General features: G+C 63.3%; 26 protein-coding genes and 1 pseudogene. 20 read left to right on the top strand and 7 right to left on the bottom strand.

Annotated elements, in window-relative coordinates:
* Nucleotides 1–12: 12 nt before the first annotated feature.
* The 13 genes and pseudogenes from HNP00_RS14890 to HNP00_RS14835 all read left to right on the top strand — a co-directional run bounded on the left by HNP00_RS14890 (nt 13) and on the right by HNP00_RS14835 (nt 14,693).
* Entirely contained in the window at nt 13–1,308 is a 1,296-nt protein-coding gene (locus tag HNP00_RS14890; protein ID WP_184740440.1) for a 2-isopropylmalate synthase, read from the top strand.
* Nucleotides 1,305–1,853 carry a 2-oxo-4-hydroxy-4-carboxy-5-ureidoimidazoline decarboxylase gene (locus tag HNP00_RS14885; protein ID WP_184740438.1) on the top strand — a complete coding sequence of 183 codons (549 nt, stop codon included), beginning with the start codon at nt 1,305–1,307 and terminating at the stop codon, nt 1,851–1,853. Before HNP00_RS14890 ends, HNP00_RS14885 begins: the two co-directional genes overlap by 4 nt.
* A gap of 117 nt (nt 1,854–1,970) precedes the next feature.
* A complete protein-coding gene (locus HNP00_RS14880) occupies nt 1,971–3,086 on the top strand; it encodes an aspartate/glutamate racemase family protein (protein WP_184740436.1) in 1,116 nt (371 codons plus the stop codon).
* Between the two features lie 85 nt (nt 3,087–3,171).
* The gene (locus HNP00_RS23820) at nt 3,172–4,020 is read left to right on the top strand and encodes an IclR family transcriptional regulator (RefSeq protein WP_395893821.1); all 849 of its coding nucleotides are present in this window, start codon (nt 3,172–3,174) and stop codon (nt 4,018–4,020) included.
* A 166-nt stretch (nt 4,021–4,186) separates the two neighbouring features.
* Nucleotides 4,187–4,356 (top strand): annotated as a pseudogene (locus HNP00_RS23390) (Asp/Glu/hydantoin racemase); the annotation flags it as partial.
* 148 nt (nt 4,357–4,504) lie between these two features.
* Complete coding sequence (locus HNP00_RS14870) at nt 4,505–4,789, top strand: DUF427 domain-containing protein (protein WP_184740432.1); 285 nt, start codon at nt 4,505–4,507, stop codon at nt 4,787–4,789.
* Between the two features lie 352 nt (nt 4,790–5,141).
* Entirely contained in the window at nt 5,142–5,615 is a 474-nt protein-coding gene (locus tag HNP00_RS14865; RefSeq protein ID WP_184740430.1) for a DUF805 domain-containing protein, read from the top strand.
* Between the two features lie 269 nt (nt 5,616–5,884).
* Nucleotides 5,885–6,892: a Gfo/Idh/MocA family protein gene (locus tag HNP00_RS14860; RefSeq protein ID WP_184740428.1), complete on the top strand. Its 1,008-nt coding sequence runs from the start codon at nt 5,885–5,887 to the stop codon at nt 6,890–6,892.
* 159 nt (nt 6,893–7,051) lie between these two features.
* Nucleotides 7,052–8,098, top strand: coding sequence for a LacI family DNA-binding transcriptional regulator (locus tag HNP00_RS14855; protein WP_311770584.1), 1,047 nt, complete (start codon nt 7,052–7,054; stop codon nt 8,096–8,098).
* Nucleotides 8,099–8,187: 89 nt separating this feature from the next.
* Entirely contained in the window at nt 8,188–9,594 is a 1,407-nt protein-coding gene (gene uxaC, locus HNP00_RS14850) for a glucuronate isomerase (protein WP_184740426.1), read from the top strand.
* Nucleotides 9,595–9,680: 86 nt separating this feature from the next.
* The gene (locus HNP00_RS14845; protein ID WP_184740635.1) at nt 9,681–11,009 is read left to right on the top strand and encodes a mannitol dehydrogenase family protein; all 1,329 of its coding nucleotides are present in this window, start codon (nt 9,681–9,683) and stop codon (nt 11,007–11,009) included.
* Nucleotides 11,010–11,128: 119 nt separating this feature from the next.
* Nucleotides 11,129–12,358 (top strand): D-mannonate dehydratase ManD, encoded by a 1,230-nt coding sequence (gene manD / locus HNP00_RS14840; protein ID WP_184740424.1) that lies wholly within the window; start codon nt 11,129–11,131, stop codon nt 12,356–12,358.
* Between the two features lie 61 nt (nt 12,359–12,419).
* The gene (locus tag HNP00_RS14835; RefSeq protein ID WP_260405000.1) at nt 12,420–14,693 is read left to right on the top strand and encodes a gluconokinase, GntK/IdnK-type; all 2,274 of its coding nucleotides are present in this window, start codon (nt 12,420–12,422) and stop codon (nt 14,691–14,693) included.
* A 170-nt stretch (nt 14,694–14,863) separates the two neighbouring features.
* Here the strand turns inward: HNP00_RS14835 and HNP00_RS14830 are convergent, their stop codons facing one another.
* On the bottom strand, nt 14,864–15,169 hold the full coding sequence (locus tag HNP00_RS14830; RefSeq protein ID WP_184740421.1) for a hypothetical protein: 306 nt from the start codon (nt 15,167–15,169) through the stop codon (nt 14,864–14,866).
* Nucleotides 15,170–15,365: 196 nt separating this feature from the next.
* Here HNP00_RS14830 and HNP00_RS14825 point away from each other — a divergent pair, with 196 nt between their 5' ends.
* Nucleotides 15,366–15,635, top strand: coding sequence for a hypothetical protein (locus HNP00_RS14825; protein WP_184740419.1), 270 nt, complete (start codon nt 15,366–15,368; stop codon nt 15,633–15,635).
* Between the two features lie 8 nt (nt 15,636–15,643).
* Here the strand turns inward: HNP00_RS14825 and HNP00_RS14820 are convergent, their stop codons facing one another.
* A complete protein-coding gene (locus HNP00_RS14820) occupies nt 15,644–16,378 on the bottom strand; it encodes an SOS response-associated peptidase (RefSeq protein ID WP_184740417.1) in 735 nt (244 codons plus the stop codon).
* A gap of 106 nt (nt 16,379–16,484) precedes the next feature.
* Here HNP00_RS14820 and HNP00_RS14815 point away from each other — a divergent pair, with 106 nt between their 5' ends.
* Genes HNP00_RS14815 through crcB form a run of 3 tightly spaced genes read left to right on the top strand, consistent with a single transcriptional unit; the run spans nt 16,485 to nt 17,886 of the window.
* Entirely contained in the window at nt 16,485–17,021 is a 537-nt protein-coding gene (locus HNP00_RS14815; RefSeq protein ID WP_184740415.1) for a universal stress protein, read from the top strand.
* The gene (locus HNP00_RS14810) at nt 17,018–17,521 is read left to right on the top strand and encodes a CrcB family protein (protein ID WP_221451530.1); all 504 of its coding nucleotides are present in this window, start codon (nt 17,018–17,020) and stop codon (nt 17,519–17,521) included. The genes HNP00_RS14815 and HNP00_RS14810 overlap by 4 nt, the downstream gene beginning before the upstream one ends.
* Nucleotides 17,518–17,886, top strand: a complete 369-nt coding sequence (crcB, locus tag HNP00_RS14805) for a fluoride efflux transporter CrcB (RefSeq protein ID WP_184740413.1) — start codon at nt 17,518–17,520, stop codon at nt 17,884–17,886. Before HNP00_RS14810 ends, crcB begins: the two co-directional genes overlap by 4 nt.
* Nucleotides 17,887–17,895: 9 nt before the next feature.
* On the opposite strand, the gene HNP00_RS14800 is transcribed toward crcB, so the two are convergent.
* The gene (locus tag HNP00_RS14800; protein ID WP_184740411.1) at nt 17,896–18,747 is read right to left on the bottom strand and encodes a LysR family transcriptional regulator; all 852 of its coding nucleotides are present in this window, start codon (nt 18,745–18,747) and stop codon (nt 17,896–17,898) included.
* A gap of 85 nt (nt 18,748–18,832) precedes the next feature.
* Here HNP00_RS14800 and HNP00_RS14795 point away from each other — a divergent pair, with 85 nt between their 5' ends.
* The 3 genes from HNP00_RS14795 to HNP00_RS14785 all read left to right on the top strand — a co-directional run bounded on the left by HNP00_RS14795 (nt 18,833) and on the right by HNP00_RS14785 (nt 21,035).
* On the top strand, nt 18,833–19,735 hold the full coding sequence (locus tag HNP00_RS14795; RefSeq protein WP_184740409.1) for a DMT family transporter: 903 nt from the start codon (nt 18,833–18,835) through the stop codon (nt 19,733–19,735).
* A 49-nt stretch (nt 19,736–19,784) separates the two neighbouring features.
* Complete coding sequence (locus tag HNP00_RS14790) at nt 19,785–20,315, top strand: ferritin (protein WP_184740407.1); 531 nt, start codon at nt 19,785–19,787, stop codon at nt 20,313–20,315.
* A gap of 96 nt (nt 20,316–20,411) precedes the next feature.
* The gene (locus HNP00_RS14785; protein WP_184740405.1) at nt 20,412–21,035 is read left to right on the top strand and encodes a dihydrofolate reductase family protein; all 624 of its coding nucleotides are present in this window, start codon (nt 20,412–20,414) and stop codon (nt 21,033–21,035) included.
* Nucleotides 21,036–21,041: 6 nt separating this feature from the next.
* Here the strand turns inward: HNP00_RS14785 and zapE are convergent, their stop codons facing one another.
* The 4 genes from zapE to HNP00_RS14765 are packed head-to-tail and all read right to left on the bottom strand — an operon-like array spanning nt 21,042 to nt 24,277.
* Nucleotides 21,042–22,253, bottom strand: coding sequence for a cell division protein ZapE (gene zapE / locus HNP00_RS14780; RefSeq protein WP_311770583.1), 1,212 nt, complete (start codon nt 22,251–22,253; stop codon nt 21,042–21,044).
* Nucleotides 22,253–23,248 carry a magnesium/cobalt transporter CorA gene (gene corA / locus HNP00_RS14775; protein WP_184740403.1) on the bottom strand — a complete coding sequence of 332 codons (996 nt, stop codon included), beginning with the start codon at nt 23,246–23,248 and terminating at the stop codon, nt 22,253–22,255. The genes zapE and corA overlap by 1 nt, the downstream gene beginning before the upstream one ends.
* A gap of 18 nt (nt 23,249–23,266) precedes the next feature.
* Nucleotides 23,267–23,692, bottom strand: a complete 426-nt coding sequence (locus tag HNP00_RS14770; protein WP_184740401.1) for a DUF1761 domain-containing protein — start codon at nt 23,690–23,692, stop codon at nt 23,267–23,269.
* Nucleotides 23,693–23,701: 9 nt separating this feature from the next.
* The gene (locus tag HNP00_RS14765) at nt 23,702–24,277 is read right to left on the bottom strand and encodes an Lrp/AsnC family transcriptional regulator (protein WP_184740399.1); all 576 of its coding nucleotides are present in this window, start codon (nt 24,275–24,277) and stop codon (nt 23,702–23,704) included.
* Nucleotides 24,278–24,382 lie beyond the last annotated feature (105 nt).

Below are 24,382 nucleotides of genomic sequence, written 5' to 3'. Positions count from 1 at the left end.
AAAGGACACAACATGATCAACCCCAACCGCGAATACCGGCTGGAGGGGAGCCACTGGGTCAGCCCCGTCAACTTCGACGACGAGGTCACCCGCGACTTCGATTTCCCCAACCCGCTGGGCCTTATAGACAGCACGCTGCGCAAGACGAACTACACCGCCGGCGCCGAGACCACCATCGATGGCTTCCTCCGGATCGCCCAGGCCCTCGAGGACATCGGCATCAAGGACGAGAGCCTCAACCTGGACTGGTGGGGCGACGACACACCGAACGCCCGGGAACTGGAAATGGTCCGGGAAGTCCTGGCCGGCGGCTTCGCCTTCACCTGCAACGTCTACGCCGACACCCTACTGGGCAACGGCGATGGAACCCCGCGCATCGATCCGCTCTCCACGGTGGACCTCCTGCTGTCCATTGGCGCGAAGGTGATTGCGCCGGGGATCGTGGAGGCCTCGTCCCCGGAGAGCGAGGCCCGGCAGCTGCGCCAGCTGGCCGAGGTGGTGGAGTACGCCACCTCCTGCGGTCTGGAGTGGACCGTCACCCTGGCCCAGGCGGGACGTCGGGGCTTCGACAGCATGATGCGCGTGGCCAACGAGGCCGTGGCGCTCGGCGCCAAGAGAATCGACCTCATGGACTCCACCAGCAGCCTCAGCCCCGAGGCCATGCGCGTGTTCATCCGGCGCTTCCGTTCCCGGCTCGCCACCGAGGTGCCGCTGACCATGCACGTGCACGACGACTTCGGGCTCGGAACGGCAGGTGCCATCGCCGCCGCTGCCGCGGGTGCCGGGCCTGACGTTTCCGTCAACGGAGTCTCCTACCGCTGCGGCTTCCCGCCCCTGGAGGAGGTCGCCACCAGCCTGGAGGTCCTCTACGGTGTGGACACCGGCATCAAGCTGTCCGGTCTGCAGGCACTTTCCGACCTCGTCTACCGGGAGACCGGCCTCCCGAACCCGGCCCTCAAGCCGGTCACAGGAGGCTACGCGTACCTCAAGAGCACCACCGCCGATGTGCTCAGCTCCCTGCGAGACGGTGTCCGGACGTTCCCGCCGATCTCCGGCTGCCTCCACGCGGACGTGGTGGGCGCCGACATCCGCTGGGTCTGGGACCGCCTCAGCACCCGCGCCATGGTACGCCAGCTCGCCGCCAACCTGGGCCTGGAACTCAACGGGGTGGAAGTCGAGGCCGTCTACAAAGCCCTCAACGACGCCATTGACGGGATCCCGGAGTACCCCCGCTGGCTGACCCCGGAGCAGGCGTCGGCCCTGTGCAAGGAGACTGTGGACTTCTCGCGTCAGGTGAGCCAGCGATGAGCACGGAGACGACGGTGCACGATGGCCTGGAGGCCTTCAACTCCCTGCCGGAAGCCGAGGCCCTGACGGCGGTCGCCAGCTGCTGCCCCTTGCCGGAATGGGGTTCGACGGTGGTCTCCGCCCGGCCGTTCCGCTCGGTGGAGGAGGCCGAAGACCAGGCAGGTGTGGCCACGCGGGCCATCCCGGACGGGACCCTGCCGGACGTGCTCAACCTGTTCCCGCCCATCGCGGTGGACCGGGGCGGCGATTCCCGGGCGGCCAACTGGTCCCGTCAGGAGGAGGCCGCCATCCACGCCTCCGCGAGTGACGTGAAGGCCCAGCTGGTTGAGACGGGTCTGAAGTTCAAGGAGCGTTTCGGCTACACCTTCGTCATTGCCGCCGCCGGGCGGACCAGTCCCGAGGTCCTCGAGGCCATGAAGGAACGACTTCGGGCCGAGCCCGGGCAAGAACTGGCCACGTCCCGGCAGCAGCTGGAACTGATCTGCCGGATGCGCATCGCCAAGCTGATGCAGCAATTGGATCCCGGCCTACAGGGGAGCCTCTGATGCTTCCAACGGCGAACTGCTTGAAGACACGTTCCGTCACCATGACTGGAAGTTTGATTCGTTGGCCACGGTCCAGTGGGTTTGCCATCCAAGGAAGACATGCCGGGAAGGAACCGTATGGCTCGCGGAAATGACGGTTTGCGCCTTGGAATGCTTGTTCCGTCATCCAACACCTGCCTGGAGCCGGTCACCTACCGGCTCCTGGGCGGAGTGCCTGAGGTCACGGTTCACTTTGCCCGGGTCGATGTAGATCAACCCTCCTTTGGTTCGCGACTTGGTGGGGAAGGGATGACCACAGCGGCGCAGCAACTTGCCCATGCGGAAGTTGACGCCGTGGTTTGGAACGCGAGCAGCGGTTCGTGGCTCGGAGTCGAGCGTGATCGAGAGATCTGCGCCAACTTGTCCAGAATTTGCGGGGTGCCATCCACGAGCACGACACTCGCACTCCTCGAAGCCTGCAGAATCTACGGCGTGACCAATCTCGGCCTGGCCACCCCCTACACCGCGGACGTGAACGTCAGGATTGCCGCGGTATACGCCGAACACGGGGTGGAAATAGTCTCCGAATCCCACATGGGAATCGAAGGAAACAAGGCGTTTGCACGGATCCCTGAAGATGCCGTCGCCGCGGGCGTCCGGGCAGCGGCATCGCACGCGCAAGCGGTGACAATCCTCTGCACAAACCTTCATGGCGCGTCAGTAGCCCCGATTCTGGAGGCGGAGTTGGGGATCCCTGTTTTCGATAGTGTTGCGGCCACCCTTTGGCAGGCGCTCCAGCTTGTGGCACCGACGTCCCTCACTGGGTTCGGAACGCTCCTCCAAGATGGCGCCTTCCGATCACGTCTTCAAGCCCTCTGCGATTCGCTGCTGCGCGACACAGCCGCGGACCGTACCACCCTTCATCTGGATATTCCTGAGCGCAACCTTCGAGGAGTGTTGCCGGTGGGTGAGTCTGTGGGTCCAGGAGTCCGTCCGATTCGCTCGGACGAAACAAATGCGCCGCCCGGTGTCAACGTGGCTGAATGGCTTGAGTGGTCCCGCCGCAACCTTGTCGACGGCATCCAATCCCAGATCCTTGAGCCCGTGGAGCTGGACGGCGCGTTGATTGGGTGGTTGTCCGCGCAAAGTGTTTCCGAGCGAGCGTGGACGAAATCCAGCCAGGGGGCCATGGTTGCTGCCCGTCAGATCGCCGAGGAAACTGTGTCGTCATTGACCAAGCCGGTCCGGGCATGAAACCTGCGCCACGAGGTGGCCAAATGACAAGTCGGCGCTGGCGGTCGGTCGAGAATGAGCCAGCGGGCGGGGAGCGTCGAGTTTCATGACTCGGGAGACAGGATCGGACGGCGGATGCGGAATGCAACACGTGCGCTCAGTCGAGCGTGCGTTTGCTGTGCTCGAGCATATGGCCGATTCCGGAGGCAGCGTGACGGTGAGCCAGTTGTCCAAGAGCCTTGGGGTGAGTATGGCGGGAACCTACCGGATGCTGCGCACTATGGTAACCCTTGGATACGGACGCCAGCTAAGCGATCGGAGCTACACCCTCGGCGCTAGACTCATCCGTCTGGGCGAGGGGGCGATTGGACAGCACATGTCGGCGGCACGGCCGGCGCTCGCCTCGGCGGTGCTCCAGTTGGGTGAAACGGCGACCCTGGCAATGCTTGACGGTGACACGATTGTTTACACACTCCAAGTCCAGTCACCCCACGCACTACGTTCAAATGTTGAGATCAGAACACCTGCTCCTGCTCACGAAACAGGCGCCGGTAGAGTGCTCTTAGCCCAACTCACGGATGATCAGCTCAGACAGAGCCTTGCCCGCGCGAGGTCACCGAATCCGAGAACTTCAGACGGAGCCTACAACCAACGGATCGATTCGACGATCAGGCAGATCCGGGCGGCTGGTTACTCCATAGACGAAGGTGATCACGAGCTAGGTATGCGGTGCTACACAGTCCCGATTCCCGGTGCCGGGAGGCCCTTTGTAATTTCTGTTGCTGGCCCGATCGAGCGGCTCGGGAACGGCTCAGAGGGCCGTGCCATCACTGTGCTCAGGGAAACCGCAGAGAAGATCAGCGAGGGCTTCAAACCGGCACCATCGCCGAAAGCGATTCGGCCGCAGCCAAGAGGGCCGGGTGTCCCCGGCCGTTGTCCTGTTGAACAGCCCTGATCGGCATGGCGGCGGCGCACTCAGATACCGACAAGGGAACGGCCTGCCTTATTAGCCGTGCCTTTTGCACACCCAGACAAGGAATGCGCATTCTCGTCGCCAATGTGAATACCACCGCATCCATGACGGAGTCCATTGCCGAGCAGGCCAGGTCCGCCGCGGCTGTCTGGACCGGACTGTCCCTTTGATCAGGATCGGCTGAAGCTGGCCGGACTAGACGCCCGTTGTGCCTCGGTCCGGGCCAGCGGCATGGCAGTCCTTGAGCTTGAAGAAGAACCAGAGCGGGCAGTAGAAGCGATCATTGAACAGGCTTTGTTGGCGGTCCGGGATTCGCGCCGAAGGACCTAGGAGCGGATTCCTCAGGGACGGCCGATACGCGGGGCCGGGTCCCGTACCTCGGATGAACCGGGAAACGATACCACCAGAACTCCCGGAACCAGCGGCCCGGACTCGGATCGGGCGCAACGAAAGGAACAAGCCGATCATGGTCAAAGCACTCTGGAACGGAGTCGTCATCGCCGAATCCGATGACACCGTCGTGGTTGAGGGAAATCACTATTTCCCCCGCGATGCCGTGGAGGACCGATACCTGACGGACAGCGACATGTCCTCGATCTGCCCGTGGAAGGGCCACGCCAGCTACTTCAGCCTGGAAGTCAACGGCCGGGGGAATGCTGACGCCGCGTGGTACTACCCCGACCCCAAGAAACGGGCGCTTCCCATCAAGGACCGCATCGCCTTCTGGCGTGGGGTCACTATCGAAGAATAGGCCCGGTCTTGTACGCAGCTGTGTAACAGCCAGCCTTCACAAGCCTTAATCCGGCCAACCTTCCAAAGACAATTAGCTACCCAACGGTGGAAAGTTTGGCTTGGTGAAAACCCCGTTTGACCACTCTCCAGTCATGTCGGGCATAAAATCTCCGTTTTCTGGCAGAATCATCGGCGCTAATAGCGGTGAGGGTAGTAAGAGCACGAAACAAAAGGCCCGTGACAGGCACGTCTTATCAAAAAACGAACGCAGTATTTCCGACACGCCGCTGGAATTTCACCTGCAGGACAACTTTGCGGGTGGTTTGGAGCCCTAGGATAAATCGTCATCACTCGTCTATAGAGGAGATCCATTGTCGTACCAGCAGCAACAGACCGTCCCGGCCGGTAGTGCCGTCCCGCTTTGGGCCCCGTACTACGGTGCGCCCATCGGTGAGGCCGCACGCCGGTTCTTCAAGAAGTACGCCACCTTCACCGGCCGCGCCAGCCGCAGCGAATACTGGTGGTGGACCCTCATCTCCGTCGTCGTGAGCATCGTGCTGAACATCATCATGTCTGTGGCAGGCTCCGCTGGCGCCACTGTCAGTGACTCCGGAACCACGGTTCCGGGTCCAGGCGCGATCGTCGGTGTCATCCTTTTGGTCATCTGGGGCCTGGCGGTCATCGTCCCGTCCCTGGCCCTCGTCGTTCGCCGCCTGCACGATGCGAACTTCAGCGGCTGGTTGATCCTGATCGGCCTCGTTCCGTTCCTCGGTGGACTGGCCCTGCTCATCTTCATGTTCCTTCCGCCCAAGCCGGAAGGCCAGCGGTTCGACGTCCCCGCCTAGCCCACACGGCAGCGGTAACACTGAAGGCCATCGGCGTCATGCCGGTGGCCTTTGGTCTCGGTTCGAGATTCACCTGCGGAGGCGACATCCAGCAGCCTGACATCACGACGCCGAAAATCGCCAGGGAGAGCACCCCACCTGGTCTGCCGGACCAGGGCGAGCAGTTGGCAATCGGTTGTCAGGCCGTGTCGAGCTGGTTAGACTCGGGGAAACACATGCCGCCTGAGCGCCTGTACGTTCAAAGAAGGACATTTTTCGAGGGAGCAAGAATGCCCACAGCAGCAGTCATCGGTTGCGGCGATGTATCGAGTGTGCACTTCGGGGCGATCGCCAAGATGGACGACGTCGAACTCGTGGCAGTCTGCGACACGGACCTCCCGCGTCTGGGCGCGGCAAAAGCCGCCTATGGCGTCGAGGGGTACGAGAACCATCTTGAGATGCTCGAGGCGGTGATGCCCGACGTCGTGCATATCTGCACTCCGCACCACCTTCATGCCTCGCTGGCCGCGGACTGCCTCGAGCGCGGCGTCAGCGTGATTGTCGAGAAGCCGCTCGCCCACACTCTGGAAGAGGGACGCCGGCTGGTCGAGGCGGCTGAACGGAGCACGGCGAAGATTGCCGTATGTTTCCAGAACCGTTACAACGCGACGTCTCAAGCGATGCGGCGACTGCTCGACGACGGCGGGCTGGGTCAGGTTCTGGGCGCCTCGGCAACCGTGATGTGGCACCGGACGGCCGAGTACTACCGGGACAGGCCGTGGCGCGGGACCTGGGCTGAAGGAGGCGGCGGCCTCATGATGAACCAGGCCATCCACACGGTGGACCTGCTCCAGTGGCTGGTAGGTGACGTGACCAAAGTGGAGGGCCACGCCTCCACGCGCTCGCTCGGCGGCGTGATCGAAGTGGAGGACACGGCGGAATTCATCGCCGGGCACGCCAACGGTGCAACCAGCGTCTTCTATGCCACTCTGGCGAACGCCACCAACGCGCCGGTGACGCTGGACATCGTGACCGAAAAGGCCACGCTCAGCCTTCGTGGCGACCTCAACGTCACGTACGCCGACGGCACCGTGGACATTATCCCGGAACGTGCCTTGGAATCAGGGGGGCGGGCGTACTGGGGCGTATCCCACGAACTCCTCATCAAGGACTTCTACGCCAAGCTTGGGGATACTGATCCGTTCTGGATCAGCCCTGCTGAAGCCGAAAAGTCACTCAGGATCGTCAAAGACATCTATGCCCAGAGCTACCTGGAGCTTTCCGCACAGGTCGGCTGACAACCAGGCGTCCGCCTGACAACCAGGCGTCCGCCTGACAACCAGGCGTCCGCCTGGCAAGCGCCATTCACCTCTCCGGTTGGACGGGCAGGGCGGTCGCCGGGAGATTGATTGGCAACCGTCCTGCTTTTTGTTGCCATGCCGGATTACGATGGAGCCGTGACTCAAGCGACGAACTCCGGAGCAGCAACTGTCCCCACCAGGCGTGGGCGCGGGGAGAAATCCTCACCCACGATCTACGACATCGCGAAGCTCGCGGGAGTCAACCCATCCACGGTCTCGCGCGCGCTGAGCAAACCGGGGCGGGTCAGTGCCAAAACCCAGAAGATCATCGAGGATGCCGCCGAGCAGCTGAACTATCGAGTGAACCCCTTCGCCCGGGCGCTTCCCACTGGGCGGACCCAAACGATCGGGCTGATCGTCGCGGACATCACCAACCCGACGTTCTTCGACATTATCCGCGGCGCTGAGACCACCGGATCCGCCCGGGATTACACCCTGGTGTTGGCTGAGTCCGCGGAGTCGCCGGAAACAGAGCTCACGGCTGCCCGCCGGATGTTGAGCACCGTGGACGGCCTCATTTTGGCGAGCCCGCGTATGGACGATGAGCAGATCCGTGCTTTGGCCTCGGACAAACCGGTGGCCGTCATCAACCGCGAAGTGGACGGAGTGCCCTGCGTTGTCCCCGACGTCAACAAAGGCATCAGCCAGGCGGTGCGGAGCCTCGCGGCCAACGGCCATCACCAGCTCGCCTTCGTGGCCGGTCCGCCGCTGTCCTGGATGTCCCGCCGCCGCTGGGAAGGGGTCCAGGCTGCCTGCGATTGGTACAAGTTGGGAGCGGTCCGCTTGGAATCGTCCAAGCCAACCGTCGACGGCGGCCGCCAGGCAGCGCGCGACGTCCTGGGGAGCGGTGCGACGGCGGTCATCACCTACAACGATCTCCTCGCCATAGGGCTCATGCAGGAATTGCAGGCCGCCGGCGTCCGCGTTCCCGACCAGATCAGCATTGTGGGTTTCGACGACATCTTCGGGGCGGACTTCACCACGCCGGCGCTCACCACGGTCAGGTCGCCGTTGGGGGAGTGCGGATCCCGGGCCGCAGCCCTGCTGCTGGACATGTTCCTCGGTAATGAGGGGCCCGTGGGAGTGGTTCGGGTGGATACGGAACTCGTGGTGCGCGGCTCCAGCGGACGGCTGATCGCCTAGTTTCAAGGGATATTCGGGAGTAACTGCAACGGTATGGCAATAGATGGCAACCGGTTGACAGATTGTCTCCTCGGATCGAAAATTGACCTATGTCACAGTCGATTGCAGCCAATCCTGACCGCCTCCTGCCCGCGGATCCCGGGACCCGGAGCATTGCGCGCTCCCTGCTGGAGCGCGTCCAGGACCTGCCCATCATCTCCCCGCACGGCCACGTTGACGCGGCTGTTATCGAGCACAACACACCGTTCCCTGATCCGGCCGCGCTCCTGGTCAGCCCGGACCATTACGTCACTCGCTTGATCCACGCAAGCGGGGTCTCCATGGACAAGCTGCGCTCGGGAGGCTCCAGCCCGTCGGAGTCGCGGGAAGTCTGGCGGAGGTTCGTCGACGCCTGGCCGCTCTTCGAAGGCACGGCCTCCGGCTACTGGCTGCGCACGCAGTTCGAGAGTGTATTCAAGCTCGGCGCGGATCTCGGCGATATGTCCGCCGACGCCAGCTACGACGCCATTGCCGCCAAGCTCGTGGAGCCCGACTTCCGTCCGCGCCAGCTCTTCAAGGACTTCAACATCGAGGTCCTGGCCACCACGGACGATCCCCTGGACAGCCTGGCGAGCCACAAAGCGATCGCCGACGACCCCTCCTTCAACGGCCGCGTGCTGCCAACCTTCCGCCCGGATGCATACCTGAACATCGCTCACCCGGCATGGAGCGCCAACGTCGACCGGCTGATCGAAGCCGCCGGCGACGGCGCCACAGGCTACGCCGGCTACATCATGGCCCTGGAAAACCGGCGTCGTTATTTTGTGGACCACGGCGCGGTCTCCGCGGACCACGGCGTCCTCACCCCGGCAACGGTCAAGTTGGACCGTGCCGAGGCCGAGCGGATCTTCGAACTCGCCCGTGCCGGCAAGGCGACAGCCGAGGACCGCAACATCTTCGAAGCCCACATGATGTACCAGATGGCACGGATGTCGGTGGAGGACGGCTTGGTCATGACCATCCACCCCGGTTCCTTCCGCAACCACCACCAGCCCACCTTCGATGCCTACGGTGCGGACACCGGACATGACATTCCATTCGCCACCAACTACACCGAGGCCATTCGGCCCCTGCTCCAGGACTTCGGCACGGCCAAGGACTTCCACCTGGTGCTGTTCACCCTGGACGAAACAGTGTTTTCCCGCGAACTGGCGCCGCTGGCAGGGTTCTACCCGTCCGTGTACCTCGGGGCACCGTGGTGGTTCCTCGACGCGCCGGACGCGATGCTCCGCTTCCGCTCCGCCGTCACCGAAACCACCGGCTTCTCGCGGTCTTCAGGTTTCATCGACGACACCCGCGCGTTCTGCTCCATCCCCGCCAGGCACGACGCCTCCCGTCGGATCGAGGCATCGTTCCTTGCCCGGCTGGTTGCCGAACACCGTGTCAGTGAAGACCGCGCCCACGAACTGATCGTCGACGTCGTCGACTCCTCACCCCGAAGGGTTTTCAAGCTGTGACCACTGAACCCAAGCAACCCGCGGACCTTCCCCGCTTGAGCCGCGCAGTCAAGCCCCTGGGCAAGGCTCCCGTGCGCATTGTGCACATGGGGCTTGGCGCATTCCACCGCTCGCACCAGGCGTGGTACACCCAACACGCCGGGGACGCAGCTGAGTGGGGGATTGCTTCCTTCACGGGTCGCCGCCCGGACGCGGCAGCGGTCCTGTCTGACCAGGACGGCCTGTACACAGTGGTGGAACGGTCGGATGAGGGCGATTCGTTCGAGATCATCGGCAGCATCGTCGAGGCAGTTGATGGCGCCGACGTCGAGCGTTTTGTCGAGCTTGTCTCCGCGCCGCTGACCTCGGTCGTCACGCTCACCATCACAGAGGCCGCTTACCGGCTTGGCGTCGACGGCAAGCTGGACACGGAAGCGCCCGACGTCGTCGCGGACCTCGCCGTGCTCGCCGACGGATCTGCTTCCAGCAAGCCGTCGACGCCGCTGGGCCGCCTAGTGCGGGGACTCGCCGCCCGCCGCGATGCCGACGCAGGTCCCCTCTCCGTCGTCTGTTGCGACAACCTTTCCAACAACGGGACGGTGGCCAGGAACGCCGTGGTGGGGATGGCCTTGGCGTTCGACGCCGGACTCGCCGCCTGGATTGACGCGAGTGTCAGTTTTGTCAGTACTTCTGTTGACCGGATTACGCCGCGGACGACGGACGCCGATATCGACGCCGTCGCTGCCGCTTGCGGATACCGCGACGAATCGCCTGTGGTCGCCGAGCCCTTCCACAACTGGGTCCTCAGCGGAGACTTCCCCGCCGGGCGACCACGTTGGGAAGACGCCGGTGCCGTTTTCGTGGACGAAATCGAGCCATACGAGAACCGCAAGCTATGGCTCCTCAACGGCGCCCACTCGCTCCTCGCTTATGCGGGCCAACTGCGCGGCCACAAGACCGTGGCCGAGGCGCTCGCTGATGATTCCTGCCGCCGGGCCGTGGAAGACTTCTGGGACGAGGCCGCTGCCAACCTGCATGGCGACGATCTGCGTATCCCCGAGTACCGGGCTGCCCTCCTGGAGCGATTCGCCAACTCCAGAATCGCCCACCACTTGGCCCAGATAGCCATGGATGGCAGTACCAAACTGCGCATGCGGGCAGTACCGGTTCTCCGCGCCGAGCGCGCCGCCGGCCGCAGCGGCGAAGCGGCGGCACGGATGATCGCAGCGTGGTCGGCCTACACCGCTTCGGCCACCGGACTCCAAGACCCGCGGGCGGCAGACATCGCCGCCGCGAACCTCCTACCGGGCCGTGTGCGGCTCGGGGCCCTCCTAAGCCTCGTGGATCCGGAATTGGCCGCCGATGCCGAGATCGTGGCACTCGTCGATAGCTTGGCCGACACCTTCGCGGTCGTCGGCAAAGTTTCCACGAAATAAGGTGTGCAACCGGTTGCCAATAGTTGTCATCCATCCTAAGATCATCCTTACCCGCCCTGTGGTGCACCTCGCATCCGGGCCAGGTCAGCCCTCGATCAGCAACCCTGAAAGGACCAGCTGTGAAAATCATTGCCGCTGAAGTCTTCGTGACCAGCCCCACCCGGAACTTCGTGACCTTGCGGATCACCACCGAGGACGGCGTGACGGGCATCGGGGATGCGACGCTGAACGGCCGTGAACTCGCCGTCGCGGCATATCTCAAGGAACACGTCGCGCAGCTGCTGATCGGCAAGGACCCGCACCGGATCGAGGACACCTGGCAGTTCCTGTACCGCTCCTCGTACTGGCGCCGCGGCCCGGTCACCATGGCCGCGATCGCCGCCGTCGACATGGCGTTGTGGGACATCAAGGGCAAGGTCGCCGGGCTGCCGGTCTACCAACTCCTGGGCGGTGCCTCCCGCAACGGGCTCCGCGCGTACGGCCACGCTTCGGGGTCGGACATCCCGTCCCTGTTCGATTCGGTCCGGGAGCACCTCGAACTGGGCTACAAGTCCATCCGGATCCAGACAGCCATTCCCGGGATCAAGGCCGTGTACGGCGTGGCCGCCCAGGCGCAGGCTTCGGGTGAGCGTTACGACTACGAGCCTGCCGGCCGCGGTGCGTTTCCGCAGGAAGAGGATTGGGACACCCGGGCCTACCTGCGCCACCTGCCCACCGTCTTCGAAGCGGTGCGCAACGAATTCGGCCCGGAAATCCCGCTGCTGCACGATGGCCACCACCGCATGACTCCCATCCAGGCAGCCAAGCTCGGCAAGGCGCTGGAACCGTACGATCTGTTCTGGCTCGAAGACTGCACTCCGGCCGAAAACCAGGAAGGGCTGCGCCTGGTCCGCCAGCACACCACCACCCCGCTGGCCATCGGGGAGATCTTCAACACGGTGTATGACTTCCAGACGCTCATCAAGGAACAGCTCATCGACTACGTCCGGGCCGCGTCCACGCACTTCGGCGGAATCTCGCCGCTGAAGAAGGTCATGGACTTCGCCGCCCAGTACCAGATCAAATCCGGCTTCCACGGCCCCACCGATATTTCCCCCGTCGGTTTCGCCGCGCAGCTGCACGTTGGCCTGGCCATCCACAATTACGGCATCCAGGAGTACATGCAGCACTCGGACAAGACCAACACGGTCTTCGAACAGTCCATGACCTTCACGGACGGCTACCTGCACCCGGGCGACAAGCCGGGCCTCGGCGTCGAATTCAACGAAGAAGCCGCCAACTCCTTCCCGTATCAGCAGGCATACCTGCCCTACAACCGCCTCGTGGACGGCACCGTTCATGACTGGTAGGAACGTCGGCGTGACTGGCGAGCCCACCGCAGCCGCGGAAAAGCCGCGGCGCATTGTGGTGATGGGCGTCTCCGGCTGCGGCAAGACCACCATCGGGGACCTCGTGGCCCGGGAACTCGGCGTTCCGTTCCTCGACGGCGATTCGCTCCACCCAGTGGAGAACGTTGCCAAGATGGCCGCCGGAACGCCGCTGACCGACGAGGACCGCTGGCCGTGGCTGGCGACGGTCGGCACTGAACTCGCTAACGCCGGGGACGGCGGGCTGGTTCTCGCCTGCTCCGCCCTCCGGCGCAGCTACCGGGACGCCATCCGGTTGCAAGCGCCGGACACCGTTTTCCTTCATCTCCACGGCAGCAAGGAGGTGCTGAGGGAACGGACAGAAGGGCGCTCCGGACACTTCATGCCGCCTGCGCTCTTGGATTCACAGCTCGCCACCCTGGAACCGCTCGACGGCGACGAGGCCGGTATCGTCGTCGACATCGCCGCCCCGGTAAGCAAGGTGGTGGCCGAGGCGCTGGCGGGCATTGCCGCCGTCGTGGGTTCCAAAGCTCCGGTGAGCGGCAGCGCGGGCGCCCCACGCACCCAAGCGCGGCAGTTCGACGTCGACCTTCAGGGCGCGCCGTTCAACCTCGACGACGACGCCGTTGCATGGGTGCACTCGACGATCGACGGCATGAGCCTTGAGGAGAAAATCGGGCAGCTCTTTATCAACCACAACAACGACTTCTCCCCGGAGTACCTCGATGGTGTGCTGGAGAACTATCACGTGGGCGGCATGCGGTACAGGCCGGGCCCGTCCGCCGCGGTGCAGCGGCACATCCGCTATGCCCAATCGAAAACTCGCATCCCGCTCCTGGTGGCCTCCAATCCGGAAATGGGGGGAGCCGGAAGCTGCGACGACGGAACTTTTGTGTCGACGCACCTGCAGGCCGGCTCGCATCCGGACAAGTCCATTGCCCGGAAAATGGGTCGGGTCGCCGGAGTGGAGACAGCGGCCTTGGGCTGCAACTGGGCCTTCGCGCCGATCGTGGACATCCACTACAACTGGCGCAACACGGTCATCTCCACCCGGGCGTTCGGCAACACGCCGGAAATCGTGGTGGAGCGCGCCAAGGAGTATTTCGACGGCATCAGCGAATCGCCCACCGTGTGTGCCATCAAGCACTTCCCGGGCGACGGGGTGGACGAACGAGATCAGCACGTGGTCACTTCGTACAACACACTCGGGTACGCGGAATGGAATTCCAGCTACGGGCACGTGTACCGGGAAATGATCGGCCACGGGGTCCAATCGATCATGGTCGGACACATCGGGGCGCCTGAGCTCACGCGGCATTTCCGTCCGGAGACGGAGGACAAGGACGTCTTGCCCGCCACCCTCGCTCCGGAACTGCTCCAGGATTTGCTCCGGGGCGAGCTCGGCTTCAACGGACTGATCCTCACGGATGCATCGCAGATGGTAGGCCTCACCCAGGCCAAGAAGCGCAAGGACCTCGTTCCAGCCACCATCGCCGCCGGATGCGACATGTTCCTGTTCTTCCGTAACCCGGCGGAGGACTTCCAGTACATGATGGACGGTTACAAATCCGGCGTGATCACCGATCTGCGCCTGCATGACGCACTGCGCCGGATTCTGGGGTTGAAGGCCAGCCTAGGGCTGCACAAGAAGCTCCCGGAAGAATTGACGCCGTCGCCTGAGGCGCTGCGGCTGATCGGCAGCGAAGAGCATCTCGCCGTCGCCGCCGAAATCGCCGACAAGACCGTCACCCTGATCAAGGACACCGCCGGCAACCTGCCCATCACGCCGGAAACGCATAAGCGCATTCGCCTGTACGGCATCTCCGGCGGTTCAGATTTCACCCGGGCGGACCCGCTGGCCTACCTGGATACGGTCAAGGAAGAACTTGAGATCGCCGGTTTCGAAGTCCACGTCTTCAAGACCGCGGAGCAGCGTGAAGCCGCGGGGGAGACGGGCGTGAACTTCATGAGCGTCATCTCTGACGAGGCCACCGGCGACTATGCGGACAAGTATGATGCCGCGTTCGTCTTCGCCAACGTCAAGGGCTTCGCCCAAGAGGCGGCGATCCGCATCAAGTGGTCCAGCCCCATGGCTGCGGAAATCCCTTGGTACGTCACGGAAGTCCCCACGGTGTTCGTCTCGCTGAACCAGCCGAACCACCTGATCGATGTCCCGATGGTCAAGACGGCCATCAACGCCCACGCAGGAACTCGTGCGGCCATTCGGGCGACTATCCAGAAGATCCAGGGCAAGTCCGAGTTCCAAGGAACGTTCAACGAGAACGTGTTCTGCGATTCGTTCGACACCCGGCTTTAGGCCATTTCTCCCAGCGGCCCGGGGGCAGTCCTCAGCGGCTGGCTTTGTGACGCTCACTCTGTCAGTGATGCCAAGGTTCCGGACGGATTTGGGACGTGTACGAGCAACCACCACCACTGGCCTGCTTGATCAGCTCATCCATGCCCAAAACATACAAGACCGGCTCTGCCTCAGGAACGGTGCCACTTGCCACGAACATTGTGTCCGCCAAAAAGAATCAGCAGGACAGGGATGCCAAGCAAGACGACTCCAACGATGCCGAATAACGCGCTTGAAAAGATAGAAGCCAAGACGAGCGATACTGCGCCCGCGCCGATCATGATTCCTGGTCCTGCTGGAAATCTTCTTGCAAGAGCATCGGTAGCTACTTCCGCCATCATGATTACAGCGAAAGCGACCACCATGCCGATCAAGCCAAACACGAGTAGGCCTGCCGAGACGTCCTCTGCGGCGATGCTTGCGGCGTTGTGGTTCATAGCAGATTTTATGACGTGGCATCTTGGAAAGACAGGGCGCGTTGCCGAACATGCCTACATGCCGAGTCCGCAAAAAGTCCGCTAAGGACTATCGCACCCAATAGCGGAGAACCGGAAAAACCAGAGTCTCGCGGGTTGGCGTAAGCAGCTCCGACGAACTCCGCACTTTGTCAATGCCTCGCAGTAGTATTCGGGCATGCCTGACCAGCCTGAGTATCCTGCGCCGTTGAATTCAGTTGGTGCCCCGCCTCCGCGTCAAACGGAGCCGCTGTCCACCGTTTCAAGGGTGCCCGTCATCGCCAAACTCGTGTGGCCGAAGTACCTTCAATACGTTCCGGCCATGGTCACCCGGACGGCAGAGGGCAAGGTACTGGTGCAATGGTGGCCGAATCCCTTCGGATCGGCCACGAGGTTGACGTGGCTGAAAGATACGGACGTGCGGGCAGAACTCCGCTATGAACGTTGAGCGTTGAGTCAAGCTGCAGGATTCGCGACGTCCACCAACCTGGTGTTGTCCTCCACGAGCTCCACGGGCCTGAGTGTCCATGACGACGCCAAGCCATACGCCTCCCCCAGCACGGCATCCAAGAGTGCCTGGCCGCGGGTTTCCTGGGGGTCGATCCAATCGTCGATCATGTCGGCGGAGATCGGCACCGGGATCCGGTCATGCAAATTGTGCAGTCTCTCGTGGACTCCCTCCGGAGGGGAATCCATGGTCAGGATCGAGCAGGACAAACGCCACGCGCCCGGCGCGGACTTGTCCGCGATGCTCTCGTCGCGCCACGGCGCAAACAACCCGGCGAAGGTAATCAGCTCATCCTGCGGCTCGACGATGTAGCGCTGCTTGGGATCCTTGCGCCCGGGTCCAGATTTCTTCCATTCGTAGTAGGCAGAAGCCGGAACAACTGCCCGCCACTTGGGCAGTGAAGCTTTGAATACCGGGATACCACCAGCGGTTTCCGAGCGCGCATTCCAGGTGGGTACCTTCGAATCGAAGGTCTTGGAGAACGATGGAACCAAGCCCCACCGCCCGGCCGCGAGCTCCCTTCCGACCGTGCCTTCTCCCGCCCGCCCCCGCAGGAAGACCACCGGGTCAGTCGGATTGATCTGAAGCGTTGGCGAGGGGTAGTCGGTATCACCGCGCAGCACAGCACCGAGCTTTCTCGAAAGGTAGTCTGCTTCGAAACCGACACTGAACCGACCGCACATATCGACATTCTCGCCTAGGGCTTGGGACAACGCCAGTCTTCGACGACCATACTGGAGCAAGATGGAAGAACCCACATCCTGACAACCCGGACATTCGGAGGGCTCCATGAGTAATCCCGGTGGCGAGGACACACCGCTGGCCCACGGGCGGCCGGATCGATTGACCGGACCGGTACTGGCAGGGGTGCTCCCGAACCAGCCTGCCACCGTGGTTGAGAAAGCCGCGCAAGTAGCGCTCAGCACTGGATTGGAACTGGTCCTGGCGTTCGCTGATGTCACGAGCTTTCCGGCGGCTGGTGACCGGGACGGGCATCTGGCGGCCCAGCCGATCGATCCTGACGGAATCGACGACGACGCAGCGGCCATTTCGGAGTCGCTCCAGTACCGCATCGCGGCTCAACTTGAAGGAACGGGTGTGCAGTGGACCTTTGTCACGCTCGCCGGTGAGCCTGCTCGGTCACTAGGCCGATATGCCGCGAGTATCAATGCTTCCATGATTGTGGTGGGAACCAAGGAACATGGCCTCGGCCCGAAGTTTGAAGGACTGGTCACCGGATCGGTAGCGTTGCACTTGGCCCATCGCCAAAACTGCCCCGTGCTCATGGTTCCCCTGGGCCGCCACGACGCAAGCAGGGATCAATGAAGGAAAGCAACACCGCTCCGCCCGGAGCCCAAACCCAGGCGGCGCGGCCCACGGACGGGCATGCGCACCGTCCGCTCCATCTGCACGGGCGGTTCGTTCTCCTTGTGGCGGCCGGAGGAATTCTCGGCGCCTTAAGCCGCTACGGATTTGGCATGGCCCTTCCGGCCCCGGACGCGTGGCCGTTGCCCACTTTGCTTATCAATCTGTCCGGCGCGCTCGCGCTGGGTTGGCTCCTCGAGGCGCTCGTCCGGAGGGGTCCCGACGCCGGGCTCCGCCGCGTGGCGCGGCTCGGCATGGGGAGTGGTTTCCTCGGGGCCTACACCACGTACAGCACCCTGGCCCTGGACTCAGTGCATCTCCTCGGCGCCGGACGAGGGATGGACGCTCTGTGGTACCTAGCTGCCAGCCTGTTCGGTGGTGCAGCAGCCACAACCCTCGGCATCTGGCTTGGAGCCTTCCGGCACAAGTCCGCCCAACAGAGGCAGAAGGCCCAACCATGACTGTCCTTCTGATCGCGCTTGCGGGCGGTGCGGGGGCGGCCGCCCGGTTCGTCGTGGATGGGCTTGTCCGTTCCTGGGCCCGGACCGCGCTGCCGCTGGGCACTATCTTCATCAACGTCTCCGGCTCATTGCTCATGGGGATCCTGGCTGGCTTGGTCATGGCTCATCAGGCTCCTGAGTCCCTTCAGTTGATTCTTGGCACTGGATTCCTTGGCGGATACACGACCTTCAGCACTGCAAGCTTGGAGACCGTCAGGCTTGTCCAGAGCGGCCGGACGGGCCTGGCCCTCCTCAACGGAGTGGGCACCATGGCGGCATGTGTCGGTGCCGCAGCTGCCGGCGTCGGGCTGGTTTTCTTGCCCTGAAGCGGCCTGTCAGCCATATAGCCCCGCCAGCAACTCAACAACGCGTTCGCGCTCCCGCGGCGGGTCCTTCTTCGACCAGGCCGCATAGACGGGGACGGGCGGGGCATCGCGCACCGGACGGTAGACGACGCCCCGCCGTCGGTACTGGTGCATCGTCGATTCGGCCGTGATGCCGCGCGCCGCACCGCTGCCGATCAGCGTCAGCCAGTCATCGACGTCGTGAATGGCGATCACCTCCTGCGGGCGACCGTGCTCGGGCCAGAGCTCAAGGGTGGTGCTGCCCGTGCGGAGATCCATCGCCACCGGCCGCTGGGCAATCTGCGCGAGCGTCACCGACCGCCTGGGCGCCAGGGGATCGTCCGAGGACATGACACAGTAGCGCTTCTCCGCGCCAATGCGGACATGCTCGACGGCGGCCGCTTCCGGCAGGCGCCGCAGGATGGCGAAATCGGTGGTCCCGTCGGTGAGTCCCGCCGTCGGGCTGTTGGAGTGGATGAGCTGGAGTTCCGTGTGGGCGAAACTGGCGGCCCACCGTCGCTGGAACTCGGTGGTGTGCTCGCCCAAGGCGGACCACGCATAGCCGATCCGTACTTTCCCCGTTCCTACCCGCGCCTCCTGTTCCAGCTCCGCAAGGAGTGCGAGTAGGCGCCGCGCCTTGGCCAGCACGCGCTCGCCGCCGGGGGTCAGGGCCACGCTTCGAGTGGTGCGTTCAACGAGCCTCAGCCCGAGCGTGTGCTCCAGTGCGGCGATGTTGCGTGACACAGCGGCTTGGGACATCTTGAGCTCAAGGGCAGCGTCGGTGAAGCTACCCTCCTCGACTACCGCCATCAGGCAGCGCAACTGCCTAAACTCCACGCCCATGGCCCCATCATATTCATGCATTCACCGTATAAATAGGACAGTCCACGCATTTTGGGGATGCGTGCCGGGGGCGCAGAATTCCCCCATGATCGAGACCAATGCGGCCATCGGGTCCGGAGGGTTGCCGCGGCGAAAGGCGGGCGGCGTTGCAACGCTTGTGGCCAGTTCGCTATCCAACCAGCTGGGTGCCGCAAGTGGCTCCCTCGCATTCCCCGTCATTGGACCCCTGGGGGTTGTTGCGGTCCGCCAACTCGTGGCCGCCGCAGTTCTCCTGCCCATCGTTCGCCCGCGGCTGCGCGAATTCAGTTGGCGGCAATGGTGGCCGGTGCTCCTCCTGGCCGTGGTGTTCGGGACCATGAACCTTTGCCTGTACGCATCCATCCAGCGGATCGGTCTGGGTTTAGCCGTGACATTGGAATTCCTGGGACCCTTGGCCGTCGCCCTGCTCAGTTCGCGCCGGAAGAGCAGCGTCGTGTGTGCTGTGGCCGCGGGTGCCGGCGTAGTGGCGATTACCCAGCCGGACGCGTCCATGGACTACGCCGGCATCGGGCTGGGACTCGTCGCCGCCTGCAGCTGGGCTTTCTACATCCTCCTGAACCGAACCGTCGGACAACGCATCCAAGGCATCCAAGGGACGGCAGCTGCAACCGGGGTGTCGGCAACGCTGTACCTACCCGTCGCCGTCGTGATCCTTGCGAGCCAGCCGCTGGACGGCTTTGCCATTCTCTGCGCTGTCAGTGCCGGCATCCTAGCCTCCGTGCTTCCCTACGTGGCAGATCTGATCGCGCTGCGCAGGGTCCCGGCCCAGCTGTTTGGTGTACTCATGAGCATCAATCCGGTGTTCGCAGCGATCATTGGAGCCCTCGCCCTCCACCAGGAACTCAATGTTGGGCAATGGGCCGGGATTGCGTTGATCGTCGCGGCCAACGCCGGGGCGATGCTGTTGCGGGATGGACAACCGAAGCGCCGCCACGGATCACGCATCTGATGCAATTCCTTAAATGCCCGGCGTCGAGCCCCAGGGGTAGGATCGGCGCATGGCAAAGAAGGCATTCAACGAGCTCTTGTCCGCCCAAGTGGGAAACGAGTTTGCCGCGTCCCAGCAATACATCGCGGTGGCCGTGTACTTCGATGGGCAGGACCTGCCGCAGCTGGCAGCACACTTCTACCGCCAGTCACTTGAAGAGCGCAACCACGCCATGATGATGGTCCAGTACATGCTGGACCGCAACCAGCCCGTCAACATTCCAGGGGTTCCGGCCGTTCGCAACGAGTTTGCCAATGTGCGGGAGCCGATTGCTTTGGCGTTGGCCCAGGAAAAGGAAGTTACCCGCAATATCGAGGAGCTCTTCCGTGCCGCCAGGGAACAGAATGATCCTCTCGGTGAGCAATTCATGCTGTGGTTCCTGAAGGAGCAGGTGGAGGAAGTGGCCTCCATGACGACTCTTTTGAACATCGCGGAGCGCGCGGACAACCTCTTCGACATTGAGAACTACGTCGCCCGCGAGCAAGTCGGCGACGGCGGGAACGACGCCGGCGCGCCGCCTACTGCCGGTGGTGCGATTTAGGTTGTTCTTTTCCTGTTGCTTCGAAGGGGACCGTGTGGCAGCCTCGAAGTGATCCCGTCGCCGGGGTGACGACGGGCGGCTGAGAGGGAGCACGGCATGGGGCTTATCCATATCGACCTGTTCACCACGCTCGACGGCGTCGCGCAGGCGCCCGGCGGGCCAGACGAGGACGCTGAGGACGGTTTCGCGTTTGGCGGCTGGCAGGCGCCCCTCTGGGACGAGGTTGTCGACGAGCAGGTCAATACCGGGATGGCGGACCTGGACGCGCTTTTGCTTGGGCGGCGGACCTACGACATTTTCGCCGCGTATTGGCCGCATGCGGACGGGGGCATCGCACGGCTGTTCAACAGCATCCCGAAATACGTGGCCTCGCGCGAGGCGCCGACCCTCGAGTGGGCCAACTCCACACTGCTCGGTCCTGATGTCGTCGCCGCGGTGCGCGAACTGCGCGACCGGCACGCGAACATCCACGTCATCGGCAGTCTCGACCTCGTGCAGACCCTGTTCACCGAGCGGCTCTTCGATCGGCTCACGCTCTGGGTCTATCCGATCCTCCTCGGCGGTGGAAAGAAGGTCTTCGCCGACGGGGTGGTTCCGACGAACCTCAGACTCATCGAGCCCGTCGTCGCCTCACCGAAGGGTGCGGTGATGCAGCGCTACGCGCTCGCCGACGGCACGCCTGGCGTCGGCGATATGTCGGCCGGCGATCATGAGGGCTAGAAGCCTTCAGCTGCCCCCGGCCTCTACTTCTTCGAAGGGCACCGACGCTTCTACCCTGCCCAAGAGTGAGAGCCGGCTTGCGATTCGGGCCAAGTCAACGGGCTGGGCGTTTGTCGGGTGCGGGCTTGCTCGGTGGGACGGATCTTGGGCGAGATCCCAGTCCAGGGGGCCGTGGCCGACCAGGAACAGGGTGATGTCCTGGTCGTAAAGGACATCGACCACATTACTGAACCGTTGCCAAGCCGGGGCGGATCCGGCGGCCGACTCCACAGTTGGCGAGGGTACGCCGTCGATCACCCAGGTCTTGTAGTCCACCGCCAAAGCCAGGTAGTCAGCCGTCGACGTCGGCCTGCCGCACAATTCCGCGAAGCTGACCCAGAGCATGTCGTCGGCCGCTTTGACGGTGAGCCGTTGCGTTGTGGGGGTAAGAACCCGCTCTTGTGATGTTGACGGCGGGAACAAGCCGAAAGCTCCCAGTTGCGCCGGCGTTCCGGGCGTGATGATCTTGCCACGACTGAAGGCCTCCGGGCCGGGGGAGTCGTTGCGCCCTGCTGTAGTGGAACCGGAAACCGGCGAGCGCCGGAAGTCGGTGTCTCCGTTGATCTCCACGATGTCCATCATCTCCTTGATCACCCCGATGGTCGGCACGAAGTGATCATGCCACAGAGGGTTTGGCAACAACATATCCGGTGGATAGTTCGACGTCACCACGAGTGCAACTCGCCGTTGGGCCGCCGTGCGAAGCAGCTTGGCGATGAACATTCCGTCGCCGACGTCGTGCACGTGGAATTCGTCGAAACAGAGGATGTCGATGTCGGACAGCAAGGCATCCACCGAACGCTGGATTGCTGTGCCATCGGCCTCGGGCCTGCCGGCCGAGGCGTGTACGCCCCGATGCAGTTGACGGAAGAAATCGTGGAAGTGGATGCGTCTTTTGCGTCCCGGCAACTGACGGTAAAAGCTGTCCATGAGCCAGCTCTTGCCGCGTCCCACTGGACCGTGAAGGTAGACGCTCTGGGGCGTCCGCCGTCGTAAGAGTCCGGCGCGGCGGGCGCGGAGGGACGCGCCGAGTTGGCAGAGCCTGGCTGCGGCCGCGGCCTGGGCAGGCTCCAGGACGGATCCTGAAGCATCGGCGTCGGCGATGATGTCCGCCATCAAGGCAGCTGCATCGGGGCGCCCCTGCCGGGTTGGGGGCCGTCCAGCAGGGGCAGTGAACACTAGAGCCAGTTTTTCCGCTTGAAGATGGTGTACATGAGCAAGGACGCGGCAATCATCAGGCCGATCGCCATAGGATAGCCGTAGGGCCAATGGAGCTCTGGCATGATGTCAAAGTTCATGCCGTAGAGCCCCGTAACGAAGGCCGGTGCGAAGAAGATCGCTGCCCACGAGGAGATCTTCTTGGTTTGTTCGTTTTGTGCTGCGCTCGCTTCGTTTTGCCGGTTCGCGGTCAGGGTGCCGTCGAGGGTCAGGGCGTTCTGCAGCAGGTCGCGGAACCCATTGGCGCGGGAAATGACTTGTTCGACGTGGTCCTCCACATCGCGGAGTTTGCGTTGCAGCTCGATGTCGACGCCGTATTTCTCGAACCCGCGCTTCAGGGAGTCCATCATGTCCGGGAGCGGGTTGATTGCACGCTGGAACTGGATGACCTCGCGAGCGAGTTCATAGATGCGCCGGGATACGATGGGATCGCCGCCGAAGAGCTGGTCCTCGATCTCGTCAATGTCGTTTTCCAGCCCGGAAATCACCGGACCGTAATCGTCCACTACTTGATCCAGTAAGGCGTACAGGATGGCCTCGGGCCCGTGGCGCAGCAGTTCCGGTTGTTGTTCCAGATTGCGCCGAACTTGGGCCACTCCAGGCGTTTCCGCGTGACGGACGGTGACCACGAAGTTCTTGCCGGTAAAGATGTGAAGCTCACCGAACTCCACCGTCTCCGTGTCGTCCAAGTACCGCGCGGGCCGCAGGACCGTGAAGAGGTTGTTGTCGTAGCGTTCCAGCTTGGGCCGCTGGTGGGCGTTGACGGCGTCTTCGACCGCCAGCAAGTGAAGTCCGAACTCGGCAGCCACTGCTGCCATTTCTGTCTCGTCCGGTCGGTACAGTCCAATCCACACCATTCCGCCATGGGCGGCCAGCGTTTCGACGCTTTGCTCGAGGCTCTCCGGAGTGGCGGTCCGGATGCCGTTGACGTAGACGGCGTTGTCAATGATGGTCACGAGGCTATTCTCCCCCCGTTACTGCCATGCCCCGATAATTGACCCGGCCACCGTCATAGCCACGATGTCGTGGCCGGAATCGATGAGCGTCACGGCGGACGGCCTGCCTGCGAAACCGTTATGGATGACGTGGCCACCGGCGCGGAAAACCAGCGCCACAACCAACGCAAAGAACCCGGCGGCCAGGCTTCCGCGCACCCCCAGTTTGCCGATCAGAATGGCCAGCAAGATGCTTGTCAGGGCTGCGGCCACCATCATAGGGATCCAAATCCCCGCGCCGCCGTTGATCTTCTTGAGGTCTTCCTCGGTCTTGCCGATGGCCTGCATCCATTTTCGACCGAGGAGGGCAGGCATGTACCAGACAAATCCAATGACCATGGTGGACACGAAGGCCACGAGTATGGCCAGCCAGTTGAGCTGCGAAAGAGAAGAGAGCCAATCCATTCTGGAATCCTAGTCGGCTTCGCTGATGGGCGATTCGCCCGCAAGCAGCGGCTTGCCCCGTTTCGCGGTGCTGCCCTTTGCGGTGCCGGCCGTCTCGGCTGCGTCCACAAGCCTGCCGATGAGGGGTTCTGCCCTGTAAGGGATATGGGTGTGCAGGGCGAGGACCGTTTCCGTGCGGATGACGCCCTTGATTCTGAGGATGGAGCGAAGCGCGGTTTGCAGGTTGTGGGTGTCGGTGGCCACCACCCTGCACAAGAGATCGCCCCTCCCGGAGATTTCATGCACCTCGAGTACCTGGGGGATTCGGCGCAAGGCTCCGATCACGCCGTCGAGTTCCCGGTGGGTCACCTCCAGGGTGACGAAACCGACGACGTCGTACCCCACCTTTTCGAGGTCGATCTCGCGGCCGCCGTCGTTCAGTACGCCCGAGCGAACCAGGCGGCGCATCCTCAATTGGGCGGTGTTGCGCGCAATCCCCAGGGACTCGCTGAGTTCGCCGATCTGAACCCGTGGGTCACGGATCAACTCCAGCAGGATCTTCAGGTCCGTCGGGTCGAGGGTGTTCAAATCGTCACTCCGGATCATTTGTGGTCATCTTCGGACGTCAGTTTTGACTGTTCTGATCAATTATTCCATGGCCAACTGCTCTATCTGGCAGGCTTGCGAGATTCTATTGCCATCAATGTTTGG

Source organism: Arthrobacter sp. AZCC_0090, from assembly GCF_014207375.1.
GTDB lineage: Bacteria > Actinomycetota > Actinomycetes > Actinomycetales > Micrococcaceae > Arthrobacter.
This window is presented reverse-complemented; position numbering and strand designations above follow the sequence as displayed.

Excerpts from the sequence above, each read along its gene's own strand:
- HNP00_RS14890 (WP_184740440.1), top strand. The coding sequence starts at position 13 with ATGATCAACCCCAACCGCGAATACCGGCTGGAGGGGAGCCACTGGGTC.
- HNP00_RS14885 (WP_184740438.1), top strand. The coding sequence starts at position 1,305 with ATGAGCACGGAGACGACGGTGCACGATGGCCTGGAGGCCTTCAACTCC.
- HNP00_RS14880 (WP_184740436.1), top strand. The coding sequence starts at position 1,971 with ATGGCTCGCGGAAATGACGGTTTGCGCCTTGGAATGCTTGTTCCGTCA.
- HNP00_RS23820 (WP_395893821.1), top strand. The coding sequence starts at position 3,172 with ATGACTCGGGAGACAGGATCGGACGGCGGATGCGGAATGCAACACGTG.
- HNP00_RS14870 (WP_184740432.1), top strand. The coding sequence starts at position 4,505 with ATGGTCAAAGCACTCTGGAACGGAGTCGTCATCGCCGAATCCGATGAC.
- HNP00_RS14860 (WP_184740428.1), top strand. The coding sequence starts at position 5,885 with ATGCCCACAGCAGCAGTCATCGGTTGCGGCGATGTATCGAGTGTGCAC.
- uxaC (WP_184740426.1), top strand. The coding sequence starts at position 8,188 with ATGTCACAGTCGATTGCAGCCAATCCTGACCGCCTCCTGCCCGCGGAT.
- HNP00_RS14845 (WP_184740635.1), top strand. The coding sequence starts at position 9,681 with ATGGGGCTTGGCGCATTCCACCGCTCGCACCAGGCGTGGTACACCCAA.
- HNP00_RS14835 (WP_260405000.1), top strand. The coding sequence starts at position 12,420 with ATGGGCGTCTCCGGCTGCGGCAAGACCACCATCGGGGACCTCGTGGCC.
- HNP00_RS14830 (WP_184740421.1), bottom strand. The coding sequence starts at position 15,169 with ATGAACCACAACGCCGCAAGCATCGCCGCAGAGGACGTCTCGGCAGGC.
- HNP00_RS14825 (WP_184740419.1), top strand. The coding sequence starts at position 15,366 with ATGCCTGACCAGCCTGAGTATCCTGCGCCGTTGAATTCAGTTGGTGCC.
- HNP00_RS14820 (WP_184740417.1), bottom strand. The coding sequence starts at position 16,378 with ATGTGCGGTCGGTTCAGTGTCGGTTTCGAAGCAGACTACCTTTCGAGA.
- HNP00_RS14815 (WP_184740415.1), top strand. The coding sequence starts at position 16,485 with ATGAGTAATCCCGGTGGCGAGGACACACCGCTGGCCCACGGGCGGCCG.
- HNP00_RS14810 (WP_221451530.1), top strand. The coding sequence starts at position 17,018 with ATGAAGGAAAGCAACACCGCTCCGCCCGGAGCCCAAACCCAGGCGGCG.
- crcB (WP_184740413.1), top strand. The coding sequence starts at position 17,518 with ATGACTGTCCTTCTGATCGCGCTTGCGGGCGGTGCGGGGGCGGCCGCC.
- HNP00_RS14800 (WP_184740411.1), bottom strand. The coding sequence starts at position 18,747 with ATGGGCGTGGAGTTTAGGCAGTTGCGCTGCCTGATGGCGGTAGTCGAG.
- HNP00_RS14795 (WP_184740409.1), top strand. The coding sequence starts at position 18,833 with ATGATCGAGACCAATGCGGCCATCGGGTCCGGAGGGTTGCCGCGGCGA.
- HNP00_RS14790 (WP_184740407.1), top strand. The coding sequence starts at position 19,785 with ATGGCAAAGAAGGCATTCAACGAGCTCTTGTCCGCCCAAGTGGGAAAC.
- HNP00_RS14785 (WP_184740405.1), top strand. The coding sequence starts at position 20,412 with ATGGGGCTTATCCATATCGACCTGTTCACCACGCTCGACGGCGTCGCG.
- HNP00_RS14770 (WP_184740401.1), bottom strand. The coding sequence starts at position 23,692 with ATGGATTGGCTCTCTTCTCTTTCGCAGCTCAACTGGCTGGCCATACTC.
- HNP00_RS14765 (WP_184740399.1), bottom strand. The coding sequence starts at position 24,277 with ATGATCCGGAGTGACGATTTGAACACCCTCGACCCGACGGACCTGAAG.